This is a genomic window from Roseibium suaedae (genome assembly GCF_900142725.1).
In the GTDB taxonomy this organism is placed as follows: Bacteria; Pseudomonadota; Alphaproteobacteria; order Rhizobiales; family Stappiaceae; genus Roseibium; species Roseibium suaedae.
This window is the reverse complement of record NZ_FRBW01000006.1, coordinates 13,672-32,450: the sequence shown is the minus strand read 5'-3', so window position 1 is coordinate 32,450 and position 18,779 is coordinate 13,672. Positions and strand designations below refer to the sequence as shown.

The following is an 18,779-nucleotide window of genomic DNA, read 5'->3' as shown; positions in this document are numbered from 1 at the left end:
AGCTAGTCTTTGGCGGCCATCCGTCTTGCATCCATGCCTGCGCGGCGGAGCGCCTCCCGTGCCGCCTCCAGGTCGATGGTGTTCTGTAAAAATCCGTGAGTGACGCCCGGCACGATCGTCAGCCGTTCAGGCCGGCCGACCGCTTCCAGCCGGGCGGCCAGATTGATGCTGTCCGACAGCAGCGGATCGACGCCTGCCGCCATCAGATGCATGGGCGGCAAAGCGCCCAGGGCCGCATCCGTGGCCTGAAGCGGACAGGCCAGCACATCCTGCGTCTGATCGTCCGGACCCGCATACCAGGTCCAGTAGCGCTGCATCTTGCCCCGGGTCAGGCCCGGGCCTTCCGCGAATTGCCGGTAGGACGGGGTGCCGAAATCCCGGTCGAAGGTGCCGTAGAAAAGCAATGCGCCTGCGGCACCCGGCTTTCCGGCGGCCTGTTCATGGAGCAGAACCGAAAGCGCCAGATTGGCCCCGGCGGAATCGCCCGCGACCAGCAAGGGGCCTGGCTTCACGCCAGCACTTGCCGAGGCCTCGAAGGCCTGGCGGAAGGCGGCGATGCAATCCATCAGCCCGGCGGGGTAGGGATGCTCCGGCGCGAGCCGGTAGTCTGGCACCAGAACCGGCAAGCCGCTCTCGATCGCCAGAAGACGGGCGCAGCGCTCGTGGGTTTGCGGGCTGCAGAAGGCAAAGCCGCCGCCGTGAACGAACAGGATTGCTCCTGGCGCGGCGGCCTCCGGCACGATCACCTCCATCCGGCAGGCAATGCTGCCGAGAGACGCATCGGCGGTAAGGTGAACCGTGCTGCGGGTGGCAATGGCAGGCAGATCCTGGTTCCAGCGCCTGTTGGACCGCTCGCTCAGGTCGCGCCCTTGCGCAGGCGCGAGCGTCGTCGGGTCGGGCTGTGGGCCATCTTCGGCCACCACGCGGGCCATCAGCGCCGCCATCTCGGGCGCCAGTTCCGCCGGCAGCCGGGCTTCCGCTTGAATATCCGGAGCGCTCATTGCGCCGGCTCCACGAAGACATCCGGGCCGAGATCGACAATGGTCGCGATATGGTGGCGCAGAGCCTGGCTGGCGCGGAACAGGTCCTGCTCCTCGATGGCGTCGATGATCGAGCGGTGACGTTCTGCGGTGGCCACGAGATCGCGCGGCGTGCTGCTGCGCAGGATCTTGAAACGGTGATTGTGGATCAGGCACCTGTGCAGGATGGGGTCCAGCGCAGGCAGATCCGCATCGTGGAAGATGCGCCGGTGAAACTCCCGATCATGAGCCGCCAGCTCCAGTTCGTCATCCGCCTTTGCAGCTGCGATCATCTCGCCCAGCAGGTCGTTCAGGTCGCCAACGAGCGAACGGCTGGGGCGGGACAGGGCCCGGATGATGCCGCTGCATTCGATCTGCTGGCGAACCTTGAACATCTCGATGGCTTCCGCCTCGGTGCATTCGGACACCTGCGTGCCCCGGTGCGCCTTGCGCAGGACAAGACCTTCTTCCTGAAGCTGCAGCAGCGCCTCGCGCACGGTGCCCTGGCTGCAGCCGAAGTGATTGGCCAGCTCCAGTTCGGTCAGTACGGTACCGGCGGGCAGAAGCCCCAGCATGATCTCCCGCTTCAGAGCACTGAAGGCCGCCGCCGACTTGGCCGGCTTGGCGGCGATCGTCTTTCCTGTGGTCCGCTCTGAAAAATACGACATCGCACTCGCTTTCCGCATATCCGCTTGACGCGTTAGGTTCATTATCGATAATGATATTGATAATGATGGTCAAGCCGGAATTTGCAGCAAGAGACGCTGGACCAGACGCTGCAGAGCCGCAAAGCCTGACCGGACTTTCAAAGGGAGGACATGATTTGAGCGCGATTTCTTTGCGGCAGCTCCGCAAGACCTACGGATCCCTTCAGGTGATCCATGGGGTGGATGTCGAGATCGAGAGCGGGGAATTTCTGGTGCTCGTCGGTCCCTCCGGCTGCGGCAAGTCCACGCTGCTCAGGATGATCGCCGGTCTGGAGGAGATCAGCGGCGGCGAACTGGAAATTTCGGGGCAGGTGGTCAATGCGCTGCCGCCCTCCGAGCGCAACATCGCCATGGTGTTCCAGGACTATGCGCTCTACCCGCATATGAGCGTGCGCGAGAACATGGCCTTCGGTCTCAAGATGCGCGGATCGGACACGTCAGCCATCGACAGCCGGGTCGCCAATGCGGCCGAGATCCTGAAGATCCAGCCTTATCTCGACCGGCGCCCGGCCCAGCTTTCCGGCGGCCAGCGCCAGCGTGTCGCCATGGGCCGCGCCATCGTGCGCGAGCCTGCCGCCTTCCTGTTCGATGAGCCCCTGTCCAACCTGGATGCGGCCCTGCGGGTCGAGATGCGTCTCGAAATCGCCAAGCTGCACAAACGGATGAAGGCGACCACCGTCTACGTCACCCACGATCAGGTCGAGGCCATGACTCTCGCCGACCGGATCGTGGTCATGAACGGCGGCGTGATCGAGCAGATCGGCGCCCCGCTCGACCTCTATCACAAGCCCGCCAGCCTGTTCGTCGCCCGCTTCATCGGCAGCCCGACCATGAACACGGTCGCCGCCGAGATCCAGCCGGACGGCGCGGGCGGCACGGCAGTCACCGCGCTCGGCTCCACCTTCCGCCTGGACGGGACGGGCCTGCCACAAGGGGAGGTCACCTTCGGCATCCGCCCGAACGATCTGACGCCCTGCGCTGCGGAAGACGCCTGGTTCAAGGGCGAGATTTCCGTCGCCGAGCGGCTCGGCAGCCAGACCTTTCTCTATGTCGAGGTCGGCAATGGCCAGATGTTCTCCGTCGAGATTGACCGCAATGCGGACGTCACCGTCGGCGATCAGATCCACCTCGCTGGCGACCCGATTGCCATCCATCTCTTCGACAAGACCTCCGGCCGCCGCCTGAACGCCTGATCTGGTCTGGTGGCGGCCAGTTTTCAGCCAGCCGCCCATCCTTCGAGACGCCCGGCATTGGCCGGGCTCCTCAGGATGAGGGAGTTCACAAAACGTTTATTCGCGCTCTTTATCAATTAGATTGATGATCCGCCTGCCGAGGCCCATAAGAGATAATCCAGATAAACCGAGTATCTGATATTTCTCTTCTAAGATCGCCAGCGAAACATTTGTTCTAACTATTTCGCCCAGTGGGTCATTTATTGCGACCGGCCGGGCAACCATTATAGATTTATGATCAGAAAAACCGATACTCGTTTTAATGCCATGAACAATATCGTGCCGAAAATTTGATTCAGAACTCAGCGTATCAGTTAATGCATAGATCTCATCCTTTTCGTTGCTGAGAGCGTCTAATTTCCCAGACGCTTTGCGCAAGAATTTAAGTCTTCGGCTCAGCGACTGCGGGCAGTCCTTTTCGATCAGTTTGCCGTCGAGGTGCTCGAAAATCATCTGAACGATAAGTGCCAGATTAGTTTCAACGCCCGCCCATGTGCTAATATAGAGACCGACCCAAGAATAATAATCGCGCTCAAAATCAGACTGGAATGGACTCATTTCACACACCGATAAAGATCCAAACCGGGAAAAGGCGAAAAGATCCTAGGACGGATACTCAACACACGGCCTGAATCGAACGTTACGCAGGATTAGAATCTATCTGAAAAAAGTCGAATTTCCAGAGATGGCTACAAGATATTTGCAACCCCAGTCTGCGGAGCGGTATATAGAGCTGATCCACCTCGCTGGTGACCCCTCTGCCCTCCATCTCTTCGACAAGACCTCTGACCGCCGCCTGAACGGTTGATCTGGTCTGGTCGCGGTCCTCTCCCCCGCAAGGAGGAAGACAGGAGCAAGCCGCACGGCCTGAAGTCTCTCGCAACTCCTCCCCCCGAACAAAAAACACCCCGGAACGCTTTTGCGCGGCCCGGGGTGTTCTGGTTCGCAAAGCCCGTTTTCCTTACCGTTCCTGTTACCGGCCAAAGCCTGCCGTGTAGGGCAGCCAGGTGGCGAGGCTGGGGAAGGCGATGAGGAGGGCGAGGCTGAAGATCATCAGGAGCACGAAGGGCGAGGCGCCCTTGACCACTTCCGACAGGGGCGCGTTGGTGATGCCCTTGATGACGAAGAGGTTCATGCCCACCGGCGGCGTGATCAGCGCCAGTTCCAGGTTCACCATCAGCAGCACGCCATACCAGACCGGGTCGATGCCGAGATGGATCATCGTCGGCAGCAGGATCGGCGTGGTGATCAGGATGATCGAGATGGTCTCCAGGAACATGCCCAGGATGAAGATCAGCACCATCACCGCCAGGATGAAGCCGGTGGCCGACAGGCCCATGCCCGCCACCATTTCCGTGATCGCCACGGGCAGGCGGATGATCGTGATCGCATGGCCGAAGACCGCCGCGCCCGCGATGATCATGAACACCATCATCGAGGTGCGCATGGTCTGGTAGGCGCAGTCATAGAGCATCTTCCAGGAGAAGTTCCGGTAGATGAAGACGGCGATCAGCAGCGCATAGATCGATCCGGCCGCTGCCGCCTCGGTGGCGGTGAAGATGCCGAAATAGATGCCGCCCATGACGACCGGCGGGGCGAGCAGCGCCCAGATCGACCGCTTGATCGCGGCCATCGCCGCTTCCCAGCCCGCCCAGTCGGGCGCGGAGATGGACGTGCGGCGCGAGGCCTGAAGCACGCAGAAGGCTGCGAAGATCAGGGCGATCAGCAGGCCGGGAATGATGCCGGCCAGGAACAGCGCCCCGATGGAAGCCTCGGACACGATGGCATAAAGAATCATCGGTCCGGAGGGCGGGATGAGAATGCCGAGCGTGCCGCCCGCCGCAATCACCCCGAGGGCGTCCCGCTCCGGATAGCCGAAGCGCTTCATCTGCGGAATGGAGCTGGCGCCGATGGACAGGGCGGTTGCGACCGACGAGCCGGAAATGGCGGCAAACACGGTGCAGGCAGCAACCGTCGCGACCCCGAGCCCGCCGCGCAGGTGGCCGATGACCGTGTTGGTCATGTCGTAGAGGTCTTCGATCACCTTGGCCTTGATCATCACCTGGGCCATGAAGACGAAGAGCGGAATGGTGGTCAGGGTGGAAAGGTTCAGCGTGGAGAAGACCACGTCCGACACCGCCCACAGCTTGCCCTCGTAGATCCACAGCACCGCGCTGCCCATCAGGCCGAGGGCGGCGAAGATCGGGATGCCGGTCAGGAGCAGGGCGATCAGCCCGCCGAAAATCAGGAGTGTCGTCAAGAGCCGGTCCTTCCGGTGAACTCCTGGACCAGGCGGCCGAAAGCGGCCAGCGCCAGCAGGAACGCGCCCAGAAGCAGGGCCGATTGCGGGATCCACATGGGGGTTTCCAGATAGCCCGCCGAATAGGATTCGAAGTCTCTGGAGAAGCTGACCGTGTGCCAGCCGGTGCTGCCGAGGATCACGGCAAAGGCCAGGACGCTGCCGTGGTAAAGAACGTTCGAGACGTGCTTCAGGCCGGGAATGCGCGTCGAGCGGATGAGGTCGATGGCGATGTGGTCGCCGCGCCGATAGGCTTCGGCCGCGCCCGCCATGACCAGCGCCACCACCAGGTAGCCGGTGAATTCTTCCGCGCCGCGAAACGGGTTGCCGAGGGCATAGCGGCCCACCACGTTGACCGCGGTCACCGCCAGCATCACCAGTATGAGAACTGCGCTTAGCACTCCGCCGACACGGACGATCAGATCAATCCCCAACGGCAGACGAGAGGTGGATTGCTCCACCTCTCCCTGATGTGGCTTGCCCATCAGCGCTTACTGCAGCTTTTCGATCAGCTCGAGAAGCTTTGCGCCATCTTCGCCGGTTTCCTTGGCGAACTCGGCGTCGAAGGCAGGCTTCATGGCGGCCTTCAGCGCAGCGTTTTCCTCATCGCTGGCGATGTAGACCTGAACGCCCTTTTCTTCCAGCTGCTTGGGCGCAGCGGCGGCGGCTTCCTGGGAGGCTTCCAGCGCCCAGCCGGCAGCTTCCTCGCCAGCCTTCTGAAGAGCGGCCTTGGACTTGTCGGACAGGCCGGCATACCAGGACGGGTTCACATAGCCGTGCAGATAGGCGGCCAGAACCGGAACCACGGTGAAGTGATCCTGCACTTCATAGTATTTGCGGGAATAGCCGGCGGCGACGTCGGTCACGGCGGCATCGATCGTGCCGGTTGCCAGCGCCTGATAGACTTCGGAGCCGGGCATGGCGACAGTGCTTGCGCCCATTGCGGTCAGGCCAGCGTCGAAGGCCTTGTTCAGGCCGCGCATCTTGATGCCCTGGAAATCGGCCGGAGCCTTCAGGAAACGGCCCTTGGTGGTGAAGACCGAGGTGTTGGTTTGGAACATCCAGACGACGTTATGGACGCCCTTTTCCTCCAGCTTGTCTTCCAGCAGCTTGGCAGCGTCAGACGTCGGCCACTTCTTCCAGGCATCGATGGAGGACATGGTGTAGGGCCCAAGCGTCACGTTCATCAGCGGCAGGGTCTTGCCCCACTGGAAGTTCAGCGAGAAGGCGCATTCGATGTCGCCCTTGGCAACCGAGACGATGTTGTCATTGGCCTTGACGAGGCTGTCTGCACCGAAGACCTGAACGTCGAGTTCACCTTCGGACAGCTTCTCCACTTCAGCCGCCCAGCGGTCGACGACCTTGGCGATGTGGTGCGCGGGCGGCAGCTGGTGGCTGCAGCGCATTTCGGTCGCGGCAGATGCGATGGTTGCCGTCGACGCGGACAGGACCAGAGCCAGTCCAAGAGCTTTCAATGTTCCCATTCTTTCCTCCCATGGGTGTGTCTCGAAACACGATCCGTGATCCGAGCATCTGCCCTTCTTCCCGGACGCCTGAGCGTCGGATTGAATGGCTAAAATGCTCTATCACGTTCAGATATCAAGCATTTTCGTCATTTCTCCGCCGAATGTCCTCTCATTCGGCGGGAGAAGTCTTGCTTCAGGCCCGCCACTCCATGTTTTGCGGTGCCCCGGATTTCGCCAGCGCGCCATAGAACACTTCGCCTGTCATGGATCCTTCCGCGACCTGCCGCGCAGCAGCAAGGCCGGTCAAGTCGATATCCGTTCCAAAGCCCATGGTCTCGCACAGGAAGACCAGATCTTCGAAGACCACGTTGCCGGTGGCGCCGGGGGCAAAGGGGCATCCGCCCAGCCCGCCGAGCGAGCCGTCCAGAACCCGCGCGCCATTGTCGAGACCGGCCGCCGCATTGGCGATGCCCATGCCGCGTGTGTCATGGAGATGCAGGATGAAGGGACGGTCGCCGCATAGTTTGTCCAATGCTGCGGACAGCGTGCCGATCTGTTTCGGTCCGGCATAGCCGACCGTATCGGCGGCGCCGACGATATCCGCACCGGCGGCCAGGCACTCTTCCGCCAGCCGCAGCACGTCTTCCGGCGGCACGGCGCCCGAAATCGAGCAGCCGAATGACATGGCGATGCCCGCATTGACGATCTTGCCCGGCGCCACTGCGTCGCGCATTTCCGCCACCCGGCGCACCAGCCCGACGGCTTCGGCGCGGGACCGGCGCATGTTGGCCTGGCTGTGTTCTTCCGTTGCCGAGACCACGCAGACGATCTCACCGGCAGCAGTGGCCATCGCATCTTCCGCGCCGCGCTCGTTCAGGGCGAGAACGGCGGAATGGGCGCCCTCTAGCGCGGCCACCGCGTCGACCATCTCGCGCACATCGGCAAATTGCGGAAAGCGGCTGGCGGGCAGGAACGAACCGACTTCGAAATGGCGCACGCCGGCAGCGTGTTCCCGGACCAGCCATTCGCGCTTGGCATCCGTGTCCGGAAAGGTCTTCACCAGCTGCAGGCCATCGCGCAGGCCGACCTCACGCAGGGTGACCCGGTTCGCCGGATAGATCCGTTCTCTGCGGGCGTCCGTCGTGCTCATCATGCGGTTTCCTTCAAGCTGCCGGTGGCCGCTGCAATGGCCGCGTCGTCAAGGCCAAGGCTGCCGAGAACCGTGGCCGTGTCTTCGCCGACCTCCGGCAGGTCCAGGCCGAAGGGCACGGGCGCTGCGCCATCCACCTCGAAGGGGAAGCCCGGGGCCCGGAAGGTCTGGCCCTCGGGAAGCTGGGACGTATAGAGCCCGCCTGGACGGGTGACATGCGGGTCGGCATACATTTCCGCTGGCCGGTGAATGGGCGAGAAGGGAATGCCTGCGGGCTCGAAGGCCTTGATCAGGCTGTCGAATTCGTGCCGGCGCACGGCCTCTGCCACAATCGGGATGGTCCAGTCGCGGGCGTTGATCTGATCCATGCGGGTCTGCAGGCGCGGGTCGTTCTTCAGGGCGCCAAGGTCCAGCAGATCGCACAGGATGACCCACTGGCCTTCGGTGACGGCGCCGATGAAGATCTGCCGGTTGTCGCCGGTTTCGAAGATGTCGTAGACCGGCCAGGAGAACTCGCGCTCGGGCATGGGCGGGGCTTCGCGGCCCTCGATGTCATATTGCACCATGTGCTGGGCCACGAGCAGCAGGCAGTTCTCGAACAGGCCGACGCGCACCGCATGGCCCTTGCCGTCCTTCTGACGCTGGATCAGCGCGCCGAGCACGCCGAAGGCGCCGAACAGCCCGCCCATGATGTCGTTGGCCGAAGAGCCGATGCGCAGCGGACGGCCGGTCGGGCCGGTCATATAAGCCATGCCGGTCATCATCTGGACGACCTCGTCCATGGCCGTGCGGTTCTCGTAAGGGCCCTTGAGAAACCCCTTGCAGGAGGCAACGATCAGCGAGGGATAGCGCTTGCGCAGCTCGTCCGGCGAGAAGGCCATCTTGGCGAGGGATTCATCGCGGAAATTTTCCAGGAAGACGTCGGCGGTCGCGATCAGCTTGTCCAGCGCCTCGCGCCCTGCGGCGGTCTTCAGATCGAGGGTCACCGACCGCTTGCCGCGGTTGAAGGTCGGGAAGAACCCGCGGCCCATGCCGGTCAGGTGGCGGGTCTTGTCGCCTTCCGGCGGCTCCACCTTGATCACTTCCGCGCCCAGAAAGCCCAGGAACATGCCACAGGACGGACCCATGATCATGTGGCTCATCTCGACGACGCGGATTCCCTCCAGCGGCATAAAGGCATCAGACATTTCGCTTTCCTCCTGCCTGAAACCTAGCCAAAGCGCCACCATCGCGATATTACAATGTTTCTACAGGGTCATTCTATTTTATATAACGCTATGGACAGCCGACAGCTACGCTATTTTGCCGCCATCTTCGAGCATCGCAACCTGTCCAACGCGGCAGAAACCCTGCGCATTGCCGCCTCGGCCCTCAGCCATCACCTGTCCAATCTGGAGACGGAGCTGGGGGTGATCCTGTTCGACCGCAAGCCGCGCGGCATGGAGCCGACGGCTGCCGGGCACCGGCTTTACGAACATGCCAAGGTGATTCTGAAATCCATGAGCGCGGCGGAAGCGGACCTGCGCCAGGCGGGCGGCAAGATCGCCGGCGCCGTCTCCGTCGGCATGGCCTATTCGGCGGTGAAGGCGATTGGCGTTGATCTGGCCCGCCGGGTGCTGAGCGACTATCCGAATGTCGATCTGGCGCTGACGGAAAGCCTGTCCGGGGCGACCCTGATGAGCCTGATGGCCTCGGATGTGGACATTGCCATGGTCTATAATCCGCCGGTCGACCCGCAGCTGCGCACCCGTCCGGTTCTGGACGAGCAGCTTGTGCTGGTGGGCAGGCCGGAGATCATCGGCGGCAGCCCGGACCCCATCCCCTTCAACGAGGTTCTGGAACTGCCCATGATCCTCCTGCGCCAGGGGGTGTCGGCCAGGGCCATTCTGGACGACATGAACCTCCTCAAGAAGATCGAGAGCCGGGCGAAGCTGCAGATGAACTCGGTGCAGGCCATTGCCGGATCGCTGGAGGCAGGTCTTGGCTGCGTCATCGGCAACAAGCTGTTCATGGCGGACCAGATCGCCCGGGGCGATGTCCATGTGCGGCCGATCACCGACCCGGAGCTGACGCGCACGCTCTATATCTGCGAACTCACCAGCCGCCCGCCTACCTACGCCATGGAAGCCATCCGCAACCTGATCCTGGACCTCACCCGCGCCGCCGTCCGCTCCGGCAAATGGGAAGGCACACTGATCGACGTGTAAAAGGGCAAGGGTCTGATCAATAAACTCATTTCTTACGACTGTGGATCAGTGTAAACTTGATTATTGCTTGACCTGGCAAGGATGAATGTTTCCGACAGAAATAAGGGAGCATTTTCCCGTCTTCTGCTCACCGGTAAAAATGATTTCATTGATAGAGGAATAGCGCATGCATTTATATTGTGCAGATTATTGGATGACTTTCCGCAGCAGAGCGTTTTAGGAGCATCGCGTGACTACTGCTTCGCCAAAGAAACGAATGCTTATTATTGCGCCGCTGTCCAGCTTTTCTGCGGACAGAACGGCGGAGCGTACACGTGACCGGGTCATTATGTCAGATGAGCCCGTGGTTCGTGTCGCCTCACTCGCAATCGCGACTGTGGCTGCTTTGATCCCCGACGGCTTGTTTGACATCACCTTGTGCGATGAAGAGATCGAGTTCGTCGATCTGGACATTGACGTCGATGTGGTGGCCATCACTGCAAACGTATCCCAGGCCCAACGCGCAATCTGGATGGCAAAAGAATTCAGGAGCAAAGGGAAGACCGTTATTATCGGTGGCCCACATGTCTCGCTCGCACCGGAGATCTTCGAAGGTGTTGCCGATGCAATGGTCGTCGGCGAACTCGAACCGATCGCAGAGAAATTCTTCACAGATCTCCACGAAGGCAGACTGGAAGCGAAATACCAGGGCCACAAGGCCGACATGTCGACGACGCCAATGCCGCGCTGGGATCTTTATCCGAACAGCCGCGCGGTATCTGGCGTCGTGCAAACCAGCCGCGGCTGCCCGTTTGAGTGTAATTTCTGCGATGTTATTCAATATCTTGGCCGGGTCCAGAGACACAAGCCTGACGAGCAGATCCTCGCCGAGATTTCAAGGCTCTATGAAATAGGCTACCGCCATATCACGCTGTCCGACGACAATTTCACCGTCTACAGAAAACGGTCGAAGGCACTTCTGACCCTTCTCAAGAACTGGAACGGCGCGGAAGGACGCGAACCGGTCTCCTTTCAGACGCAAATGTCCATCGATGTTGCGCGTGACCCGGAACTCCTTGCCCTGTGCAACGAAGCCGGTCTGAGGCTGGGGTTCTTTGGCATTGAATCAAGCAGTGCCGAGGCGCTGACGGAGAGCAAGAAGCGTCAGAACCTCAGGGTAGACCTGAGGGAAGAATGCGAAAAGATCGTCAGGGCGGGCGTCATTCCGGAAGCAGGACTGATCGTGGGATTTGACTCCGATGGACCGGATTGCTTTCAGCGCCAGTTCGACTTCGCCATGTCGCTTCCCGTCATAACCTTCAAGGTCGCTGTTCTTGTCGCCCCGATTTCAACCCCTCTCTACGACGAGATGGCCAAGGCAGGCCGGATTATCGAAAGCGATATATCCGCCCAATTCCCGGGCGGCTCGGACTACCAGACCAACATCATCCCGGCCCGCATGTCGCGTGAGGAGTTGGCAGAGGGCGCAAGGTGGCTGTTTGAATCTCTTTTGCGCCCCGAGAACGTGCTTGTTCGCTTCAAGCGTCTTGCAGAGCTTCTCCAGCCTGCTCCCTGGGCACGGGACGACCCATCCCACCGGGTCAGTGTTCGTCCGAATATTTCACGAGCCTACCTAAGTGTTATCGCTAAGTGGTCACGAGATGCGAGCATTCGGAACCTGATCGGGCAAGTGCGCGACCTGGCGCAGGAACGGCCTGAAATCAAGAATGATCTGATGGATTCACTTTCACACTATCTCGTTGTATATGATGGGATTTTCTCAACTGACGACCGCAGACAATTGCCCCGGTCAGTCAGCAGGGCCTGAACTGATATGCTGAATATGGAAAAATGTCTCCGGCAGCTCCGGGGAATCGTGTCTGAATGGCCGGGAGAAACGCTTGACGAAGGTGGACTGATCCATGTGCTGAACCCGGAGGGCACCCGCCCTCCGCTGATCTGGTGCTTCAACGCCGCGTCGGAATTTCCGGCCCTGGCCGCAGCACTCGGCCCGGACCAGCCGGTGATCGGGTTGAGATCTCTCAATGTGATCGTGGACTTCCGCAAGAAGATCGCGGACGACGACGCCCTTATGGCCCGGCACTACGCAGATGTTCTCGCGGAAAAGCTTGATCTCAAGAACTGCTGGATCGGAGGAAACTGTCAAGGCGCGCCGGTGGCTATTGAAATGGCCAACTACCTGATGCTCCAGGAGAAGCCGCCGCTCGGCATCTTCAGCATGGAGTGGCAGCCGACCGTTCCCTATCCGGGCAATTTCTCGATGCTGTTTGGCAGCAACAGCCATGAGTTCAACCCGTTCCTGCGCGGCGAGGATCCCTGGCCGCTCTGGAATACGATGTTTGGCAGCGTGACTTGCGACTTCCTCGATGGAGAGCATGGCGCCTATTTCAGCCAGAGCGGTATTCCCTACCTGGCCGATGCACTGACGATGCGGATGAATGGAGAGCCGATTTCGCAAGACAACCTGCCAGATCTTGCGTCAGAGAACATCCCGGACAAGCTGGTCGCTGACGCTGTGCCGGAAAGGCTGTCCTGCGGCCAGGAATTGATCATCAAGGTCGATCAACCGGAAAACACCGAAGTGATCGCCGTCTGGACGTCCAGAATCCCGCGGATGTTCGGCATGGCTGCAGTCAAGCTGGCAGGTGTGGAGCCGAGCCTGCATCACGTGAGCAAGGACGGAACCATCTGCCTGCCGTCTCCGATCCTGCTCGGTGACTGGGTCTTGCAGCTGTTTCCGAGTTCGGGCTCCAGCGATCCGGGTGCCTGGAAAAAGAGAATGCTGGACACCTATCTCTTCACTGTGGAGTGACAGGTGCCCCGCCTTCGGGCCTAGTCGGGTTTCGTGACGAGGGTGTTCTCGATGAGCACCCCGTCCAGCCCCGATGTCATCAGCACGGCGATCGCATCTTCAACGCTGTGAACGATCGGCTTGCCCATGATGTTGAAGCTCGTGTTCAGCACGATGGGCACCCCGGTCATGCCTTCGAACGCCTCGACAACGGCATTTAGCCAGGGGGCATTTTCGGAGGTGACCGTCTGGACGCGGCCGGTGCAGTCCTCGTGCACGACCGCAGGAACGGTGGAGGCAGCCTCTTCCCGCCACGGCAAGGTCATGGACATGTAGGGGACCGGCTGGGCATGCCCGAACCATTCGGCCACCTTTGCGTGAGGAACCACCGGCGCAAATGGCCGGTAGGATTCCCGCCCCTTTACCAGCGCATTGATCCGGTCCTTCATGTCCGCAGACCGGGGATCAGCAAGAATGGACCGGTTGCCAAGCGCACGCGGTCCGAATTCAGCACGGCCGCGCATCACGCCGAGGATCTTGCCCTGGGCCAGGAATTCCGCGGCAACCTGGGCTGAATCGCCGTCATCCAGCTCGCAAACAACCAGGCCGCGTCCTGCGGACTTGCGAAGCCGGTCCAGTCCCTTCGGCTTTGCACGGCTGCCCAGGAAAGGAGACAGGTTGCCGACCGGAATCCGGGGGGTTTCGTAGACCTTCATCCAGCCGAGCAAGGCCGCACCGATGGCGTTGCCGTCGTCGGCAGGGCAGGGAGGAACAAACACCCGTTCGAACGGCAGCCGTCCGGCAATCGTGCCGTTGTAGGACGAGTTGAGCGCACACCCGCCTGACAGGACCAGATCGGAATGACCCTGGCTTGCCACCTCGCCCAGAACGAGATCGGCAAGCGCGGCATAGGCAGCCTGTCCGGAGGCCGCCAGAACAGCGGCCTTTTCGACGGGTTCATCGGGCCGGCGGCCGAATTCCTGCGCCTTCTTGCGGATTTCGAGCAGCACATCGTCTGCAGCAAACCGGAGCCGCCCGCGGTCGACAATAAGCATCTGCTTCAGGTTTTCGACAAGCTCAGGGTTGGGGGAGCCATAGGCAGCAAGGCCCATGACCTTCCACTCTTCCCCCAGCCGCCAGTCGAAACCGCACATCTGGGTGAGCCAGCCATAGAATGTCCCGAGACTTCCCGGGCCCCATGACCGCCACTCCCGCGTCAATTCCCTGTCCTTCATGGTGAAGGATGAGCTTGCGCCCACATCTCCTTCTCCATCGATCACCAGGCAGGCCGCAGTGTCCGTTGGAGCAAAATAGCAGGCGGTGACCGCGTGGGTCAGGTGATGGTCAAACCGCATGGGAGACGGGCGCTCGCTTGCCAGTCCCAGGCGCAGAAGCGAAGCCCCCGCGCTTTCCTGAAGCTGGAGCTGCATCCCCTGCATCCAGATCGTATCAGGGGCGGGCAGCATGGCGTCATGAACGCCACGCTTCAATTCCGCCTTCGCGGATGCCCAGCTGGTCGCAACCGCTATGGTATCTCTGCCTGGGACGAAATCAGTCTCCGCAAGGGCTTCGGCCAGATGACCGATATGATCCGGTGCAATGCCCCAGGCGCGCTTGTCCTGCAGGAACCGCTCGGTGGCTTCTGCAAACACGATTTCGCCGGCAGGATTGGCAATCGCCAATGCAGGATCATGCCCTGACGTGGCAAGCCCCAGGATCCAGACACTCATTTTGCGTTCAAACGGCGGGTGATTTCGGCTGCAAAGCTCTCGAACGTGTCATGCTCGAATACGGTCGACGGATCGAGCTCGATCTTGAAGTGGTCTTCGATCTCGCCGGAGATCAGAACCGCATCGATAGACTGAAGACCAAGGCTGATCAGATCGGCATCTTGTGCAATCTTGTCCTGATCCATCTTTGTATAAAAGGACAGTCTTTCCTTCAGGAAGGACTGAACTTCGGGCGTGATCGAATGAGCGTTCATTATCTTCTCGTGTAGAAATATTAGCCAAGACGGCAGGGAAGTCGTGACAGAGCAACGGTTTGCGTCATGTCAAAATAGGTTTGTTGCTGGGCATGCAGGTGAAGCTTGGGGAACCGTTTGAACAAGGCGGGCACTGCGGTGCGCAAGAGCCGCTTCGACAAAGCAGCTCCCACACAACGGTGCAAACCGTGTCCGAACGCAAGATTTCCGGAGGAAACGCCCCGGTTGATGGCCTGCAGGTTTAAACGCAGCGTGTGTCCGGCCCCCATCTCGAACCCCTCGAAGTTCAAGGGCTTGCGCGCCATGCGATAGATATATCTGGGCGAGGCGCAAAGGGAGATGAACTCTTCCAGCCGGACATTGTCCTCGGCCAGGGACAGAGCCATATCTGTGCTGTCCGCATGCAGCGTCAGCAGCTGATGAAGCACATTGCCAAGCGTATGGGACAGATTGAAGCTGGCTCCATAGAGGATCAGCACAAGCGACTTCAGGTCGTCGCGGCTTGTCCCGGGCAGCTCCGCCTTGATCAGCGCCGCAAGCAGCGGGTCCGAAGGCAGGGACGGATTGGGAACCGGGTCCTTCATGTCCGCGATCAAGGTCGCAAAGATGCCTTGAAGCCGTTCCAGCTCGCGCATCGGCAACCAGGGCTCCAGGACATCCTGGAGAATGGGAGCAAGCGTATCGAATTGCTGCGGGTCTCCGGACTCAAGGCCCAGAATGGTCTTCGCAACTCTCCGGAAAATCGGATCCGCAAAGTCGCCGATCAGGTCAGGCTTCTTTTGTGCCTCCAGCTCATCGAGGACCGTGCTCACCACGTCATCGATCATCGGTTGCCAGGCAACCAGCCGGTTGCCGCCAAGACAATCCATCACCTCGGACCGCAAGGCCGCGTGGCGGGGACCGGACATGAAGAACATCGCATTGCGGGCAATGTTGAGGGCCTGGGTCAGGTCCTTGCCGGACCTGTCCTGCAAGACCGACAGATGCGCTTCCATCGTCGGCGGAGACCAGTTCTCATCATCATTCACGATGGCGCGTGCTGCAGCCATCTCCGAAATCTCGACCATCCGGGAGTTGATCCGCTTGTTGGATGGCGCGAGTTCGCAAGGAAGCTGCTTCGGATATTGCACCAGCATGGAAACGTGGAAATTCACCTTGTGACGATGCAGGATCAGATCAGGAAACCTGCGGGCCAGTGCAGGAAGGACTTCTTCGAAAAACACTTCTGAAAGGGGTGCGCCAAGACACTTGTGCGGCCCGAAACCGAAGGACATATGCCATGCCCCGTCGCCCTTCTGGTCACGCTGCTGCCGGAGCGCCTTGTTTATGCGCGGCATCGACATGACGACCGCCTCGCCCTGTGCGTGGGGGCAGCCTTGAAACTTGGTGTCTTTTGACGCTGCCCGGATCAGAGTCTGTGTCGACGTAAACCGGGACAAAAGCTCGTCAAGCCAGTCAGACGTGCACTTATTCGCAGCCAGGGCCTTCCACTTGTCAGGCGTATCAATCAGGAGCGCATAAATGGAAAAGGCAACCCCCTGCGCCATCGTGTGGGACGCCACAAGGGTCGTGAGCGTCAGGTTGACGGCTTCCCTCTTGGTCATTCCCGGCTGCTCTTTCAGCGCCTGGAACACAGTAGGGATGCCGGAGGGATCAACAACGCTCTCATCTTCCATGAGAACATTGATCAAATGGCCGATGGCTTCATCAATCTTGATAAGTGTCGCGATTGGCAGCATCGGTGTCACAAGCGAATTCAACTGCCGGATGGACCCGGCCAGCTTTTGACGTTCGCTGCTTGCAACCCCAAAGACCGATGACGCGACACTCAGAAAGGCATCTTCAACAAAGCCGGACATCAAATCCGGATTTGCCGATGCCGCAAGATTGTCCAGCGCATCCTCGACTGCCTTCCGGATCCTTGGGCGCCAGCCTTCGACAAAGCGGGGCGAAAAACAGGGAGCGACCCGTCTACGGCCATTCAGGTGCACTTCGCCGTTGTCGAAGAGAAAACTCGAATGGATCAGATCGACAACATTGGACAGAGGCTGGCCGAGCCTTTGCTGGATGTGCTCCAGATAAGGCGCAAAATCGGTAATGACAAAATCCTGATTGCGCAGAACACTGCGCACAGTTGCAGGATCGCCTAGAAATGTGCCGGGATCAGACCAGACATCTGTCTTCTGGAAATTCATTTCTCTAGCACCTGATTGTGGCGTTCGGACTTAGGGAAATCAAAACCACCCAAACAGAATTTCTCGGCCACCGCACTGCGGCGAATTTTCCCGCTGCTGGTCCGGTCCAGCGTTCCGCGCGGCACGAAATCAATCTGCGTCAACTCAAGTCCCCATTCGCCTCTGGCGATCTGCAGGATGTCTTTCTTTACGTCCGCCTCCGGCCGGGACAGCGTTTCCCGGCTGTTCAGTTCGGCAATCAGAACTGCCTGACCTGTAGCAGCTGGATCCGGCATAAAAACGGCGGCAGCCAGCGGATTGAGCGCCGGATCCGTCGCACAGACCACCCACTCGATCTCCGGAGCTGAAAATTTCCGGCCATTACAAATCACGATGTCTTTGTATCGTCCAGTAATGAAAAGCTTCCCGTCACGAATATGACCAATATCACCTGTTCTCAACCATTCAGATTTCTCATCACCGCTTATTTTTTGAAGAAAAGTCTTGTCTGAATATTTCGATAGGTAAAGATAGCCGTCTGCCTGAGACGGGCCTCGTAGCCAGATTTCTCCGCTTTGGCCATCCGGAAGCTGTTCTCTAGTTTCATGATCAATAATTACAATACCCTGCCGCAGCTCATCGTTCAAGTTGCAGGGAGCAGTCTTTGCCAGCGAAGGCTTTTCCGCAGCAAGATCATCATCAGGCAGTCCTGCCGCAAACAGCGTCATTTCCGCCATCCCGTAGCAGGGGAAGAGCGACTGTCTTCTAAGGCCGGCTGCCTTGAAATGCGCATGGAAGCGATCAAGCAGATCTGCAGGAACCGGTTCGGCACCGCAAAACGCACGATCCCAACAGGAAAGATCAAGCTGAAGGGAATCCGCATCCGGCACTCTGCGAAGACAGGCGTCGAAGGCGAAGGCAGGTCCACCGCTGAAGTTGGCCCGGTGCGTGGCGATGGCTTGAAGCCAGCTTTCCGGGCGTCGAATGAAATCCAGCGGGCTCATCTGGAAAGAAACACCGCCGCAGAGCAGAGGATAGAAGATGCCGCCCATCAGACCCATGTCATGATAGTGCGGCAGCCAGTTCACGAAACGGGTTTGCTCGTCCATCTGCCAGCTGCGGGCAACAAGGTCAGCATTTGCGAGGATGTTGTCACCCGTGACGCAAACGCCTTTGGGTGCACGGGTCGAACCGGAGGTGTACTGGACGACCGCTATGTCCTTTCCGGTGTCCGCCGAGCGCCGCTGGAATGCAGGCAGCTCCGCATCCGGCTGATCCAGGGCGATGAGGGAAAACGGCTTTTCTCCCTCCCGGCTCAAGGCCTGGGTCAGCAGGGAACGGCTGGATTCCAGGCACAATATGGCATCGGCCCTGCAATCCCTGGCAATTGTAAGGAGTCTGTCCGTATGGCTTCCCGGTCGCGGCAGTGTCACCGGTACGGCGGTGATACCGGCAAGCACGCACCCCAGAAGGGCTCTGGCAAAGTCTTCGCCAGCCGGCAAGGCCAGAATGACGATGCGCTCGCCTTCGCCCATCCAGCCACGCAGCACCTGTTCGATCTGCTGAGCGGACGCGAGCAACGTCTGCCCGCTGTGAAGTTTGCTGTCCCCGTTCCGGGACAGGAACCCCATCACCTCGGTTGACGTTCGAGAGACAAGCGCCTCTACGACCCGATTTCTCAGCATATCGCACTCCACTTCCACTAGGCGGATATCACGCCTGAGAGAGAGCGTCTTCACTCAAACTTGGT

Annotated in this window: 16 protein-coding genes; 4 read left to right on the top strand and 12 right to left on the bottom strand. The window is 60.2% G+C overall.

Features of this window, described 5'->3' with window-relative positions:
* Positions 1–2: 2 nt before the first annotated feature.
* Positions 3–1,001 (bottom strand): alpha/beta hydrolase, encoded by a 999-nt coding sequence (locus tag BUA94_RS20585; RefSeq protein ID WP_073015266.1) that lies wholly within the window; start codon positions 999–1,001, stop codon positions 3–5.
* Positions 998–1,687 (bottom strand): GntR family transcriptional regulator, encoded by a 690-nt coding sequence (locus BUA94_RS20580; RefSeq protein WP_073015265.1) that lies wholly within the window; start codon positions 1,685–1,687, stop codon positions 998–1,000. The genes BUA94_RS20585 and BUA94_RS20580 overlap by 4 nt, the downstream gene beginning before the upstream one ends.
* Before the next feature lie 155 nt (positions 1,688–1,842).
* On the opposite strand from BUA94_RS20580, the gene BUA94_RS20575 reads away from it, so the two are divergent.
* The gene (locus BUA94_RS20575; protein ID WP_073015389.1) at positions 1,843–2,919 is read left to right on the top strand and encodes an ABC transporter ATP-binding protein; all 1,077 of its coding nucleotides are present in this window, start codon (positions 1,843–1,845) and stop codon (positions 2,917–2,919) included.
* 96 nt (positions 2,920–3,015) lie between these two features.
* Here the strand turns inward: BUA94_RS20575 and BUA94_RS20570 are convergent, their stop codons facing one another.
* The 6 genes from BUA94_RS20570 to BUA94_RS20545 all read right to left on the bottom strand — a co-directional run bounded on the left by BUA94_RS20570 (position 3,016) and on the right by BUA94_RS20545 (position 9,060).
* Positions 3,016–3,516: a hypothetical protein gene (locus BUA94_RS20570; RefSeq protein ID WP_073015264.1), complete on the bottom strand. Its 501-nt coding sequence runs from the start codon at positions 3,514–3,516 to the stop codon at positions 3,016–3,018.
* A gap of 415 nt (positions 3,517–3,931) precedes the next feature.
* A complete protein-coding gene (locus BUA94_RS20565; RefSeq protein ID WP_073015263.1) occupies positions 3,932–5,218 on the bottom strand; it encodes a TRAP transporter large permease in 1,287 nt (428 codons plus the stop codon).
* Positions 5,215–5,742, bottom strand: a complete 528-nt coding sequence (locus BUA94_RS20560; RefSeq protein WP_084082160.1) for a TRAP transporter small permease — start codon at positions 5,740–5,742, stop codon at positions 5,215–5,217. Before BUA94_RS20560 ends, BUA94_RS20565 begins: the two co-directional genes overlap by 4 nt.
* A gap of 6 nt (positions 5,743–5,748) precedes the next feature.
* On the bottom strand, positions 5,749–6,741 hold the full coding sequence (dctP, locus tag BUA94_RS20555; protein WP_073015262.1) for a TRAP transporter substrate-binding protein DctP: 993 nt from the start codon (positions 6,739–6,741) through the stop codon (positions 5,749–5,751).
* Positions 6,742–6,916: 175 nt separating this feature from the next.
* On the bottom strand, positions 6,917–7,873 hold the full coding sequence (locus tag BUA94_RS20550) for a beta/alpha barrel domain-containing protein (RefSeq protein ID WP_073015387.1): 957 nt from the start codon (positions 7,871–7,873) through the stop codon (positions 6,917–6,919).
* On the bottom strand, positions 7,873–9,060 hold the full coding sequence (locus tag BUA94_RS20545; protein WP_073015261.1) for a CaiB/BaiF CoA transferase family protein: 1,188 nt from the start codon (positions 9,058–9,060) through the stop codon (positions 7,873–7,875). Before BUA94_RS20545 ends, BUA94_RS20550 begins: the two co-directional genes overlap by 1 nt.
* A 90-nt stretch (positions 9,061–9,150) precedes the next feature.
* Between BUA94_RS20545 and BUA94_RS20540 the strand changes: the two genes are divergently transcribed.
* The 3 genes from BUA94_RS20540 to BUA94_RS20530 all read left to right on the top strand — a co-directional run bounded on the left by BUA94_RS20540 (position 9,151) and on the right by BUA94_RS20530 (position 12,892).
* Positions 9,151–10,080 (top strand): LysR family transcriptional regulator, encoded by a 930-nt coding sequence (locus BUA94_RS20540; RefSeq protein WP_073015260.1) that lies wholly within the window; start codon positions 9,151–9,153, stop codon positions 10,078–10,080.
* 229 nt (positions 10,081–10,309) lie between these two features.
* Positions 10,310–11,887, top strand: a complete 1,578-nt coding sequence (locus BUA94_RS20535) for a B12-binding domain-containing radical SAM protein (protein ID WP_139251228.1) — start codon at positions 10,310–10,312, stop codon at positions 11,885–11,887.
* A 48-nt stretch (positions 11,888–11,935) separates the two neighbouring features.
* A complete protein-coding gene (locus BUA94_RS20530) occupies positions 11,936–12,892 on the top strand; it encodes a hypothetical protein (protein ID WP_139251227.1) in 957 nt (318 codons plus the stop codon).
* Between the two features lie 20 nt (positions 12,893–12,912).
* Here the strand turns inward: BUA94_RS20530 and BUA94_RS20525 are convergent, their stop codons facing one another.
* Genes BUA94_RS20525 through BUA94_RS20510 form a run of 4 tightly spaced genes read right to left on the bottom strand, consistent with a single transcriptional unit; the run spans position 12,913 to position 18,714 of the window.
* Positions 12,913–14,601, bottom strand: coding sequence for a carbamoyltransferase family protein (locus tag BUA94_RS20525; protein WP_073015257.1), 1,689 nt, complete (start codon positions 14,599–14,601; stop codon positions 12,913–12,915).
* Complete coding sequence (locus BUA94_RS20520) at positions 14,598–14,855, bottom strand: acyl carrier protein (RefSeq protein WP_073015256.1); 258 nt, start codon at positions 14,853–14,855, stop codon at positions 14,598–14,600. The genes BUA94_RS20525 and BUA94_RS20520 overlap by 4 nt, the downstream gene beginning before the upstream one ends.
* A gap of 20 nt (positions 14,856–14,875) precedes the next feature.
* Complete coding sequence (locus tag BUA94_RS20515; protein WP_073015255.1) at positions 14,876–17,050, bottom strand: cytochrome P450; 2,175 nt, start codon at positions 17,048–17,050, stop codon at positions 14,876–14,878.
* Complete coding sequence (locus BUA94_RS20510) at positions 17,047–18,714, bottom strand: fatty acyl-AMP ligase (RefSeq protein WP_084082158.1); 1,668 nt, start codon at positions 18,712–18,714, stop codon at positions 17,047–17,049. The genes BUA94_RS20515 and BUA94_RS20510 overlap by 4 nt, the downstream gene beginning before the upstream one ends.
* Between the last annotated feature and the right edge of the window lie 65 nt (positions 18,715–18,779).

What these genes read in the sequence shown, in the direction of transcription:
- BUA94_RS20585 (WP_073015266.1), bottom strand. Translation starts at nt 1,001, where the DNA reads ATGAGCGCTCCGGATATTCAAGCGGAAGCCCGGCTGCCGGCGGAACTG.
- BUA94_RS20580 (WP_073015265.1), bottom strand. Translation starts at nt 1,687, where the DNA reads ATGTCGTATTTTTCAGAGCGGACCACAGGAAAGACGATCGCCGCCAAG.
- BUA94_RS20570 (WP_073015264.1), bottom strand. Translation starts at nt 3,516, where the DNA reads ATGAGTCCATTCCAGTCTGATTTTGAGCGCGATTATTATTCTTGGGTC.
- BUA94_RS20560 (WP_084082160.1), bottom strand. Translation starts at nt 5,742, where the DNA reads ATGGGCAAGCCACATCAGGGAGAGGTGGAGCAATCCACCTCTCGTCTG.
- dctP (WP_073015262.1), bottom strand. Translation starts at nt 6,741, where the DNA reads ATGGGAACATTGAAAGCTCTTGGACTGGCTCTGGTCCTGTCCGCGTCG.
- BUA94_RS20550 (WP_073015387.1), bottom strand. Translation starts at nt 7,873, where the DNA reads ATGAGCACGACGGACGCCCGCAGAGAACGGATCTATCCGGCGAACCGG.
- BUA94_RS20545 (WP_073015261.1), bottom strand. Translation starts at nt 9,060, where the DNA reads ATGTCTGATGCCTTTATGCCGCTGGAGGGAATCCGCGTCGTCGAGATG.
- BUA94_RS20540 (WP_073015260.1), top strand. Translation starts at nt 9,151, where the DNA reads ATGGACAGCCGACAGCTACGCTATTTTGCCGCCATCTTCGAGCATCGC.
- BUA94_RS20525 (WP_073015257.1), bottom strand. Translation starts at nt 14,601, where the DNA reads ATGAGTGTCTGGATCCTGGGGCTTGCCACGTCAGGGCATGATCCTGCA.
- BUA94_RS20520 (WP_073015256.1), bottom strand. Translation starts at nt 14,855, where the DNA reads ATGAACGCTCATTCGATCACGCCCGAAGTTCAGTCCTTCCTGAAGGAA.
- BUA94_RS20515 (WP_073015255.1), bottom strand. Translation starts at nt 17,050, where the DNA reads ATGAATTTCCAGAAGACAGATGTCTGGTCTGATCCCGGCACATTTCTA.
- BUA94_RS20510 (WP_084082158.1), bottom strand. Translation starts at nt 18,714, where the DNA reads ATGCTGAGAAATCGGGTCGTAGAGGCGCTTGTCTCTCGAACGTCAACC.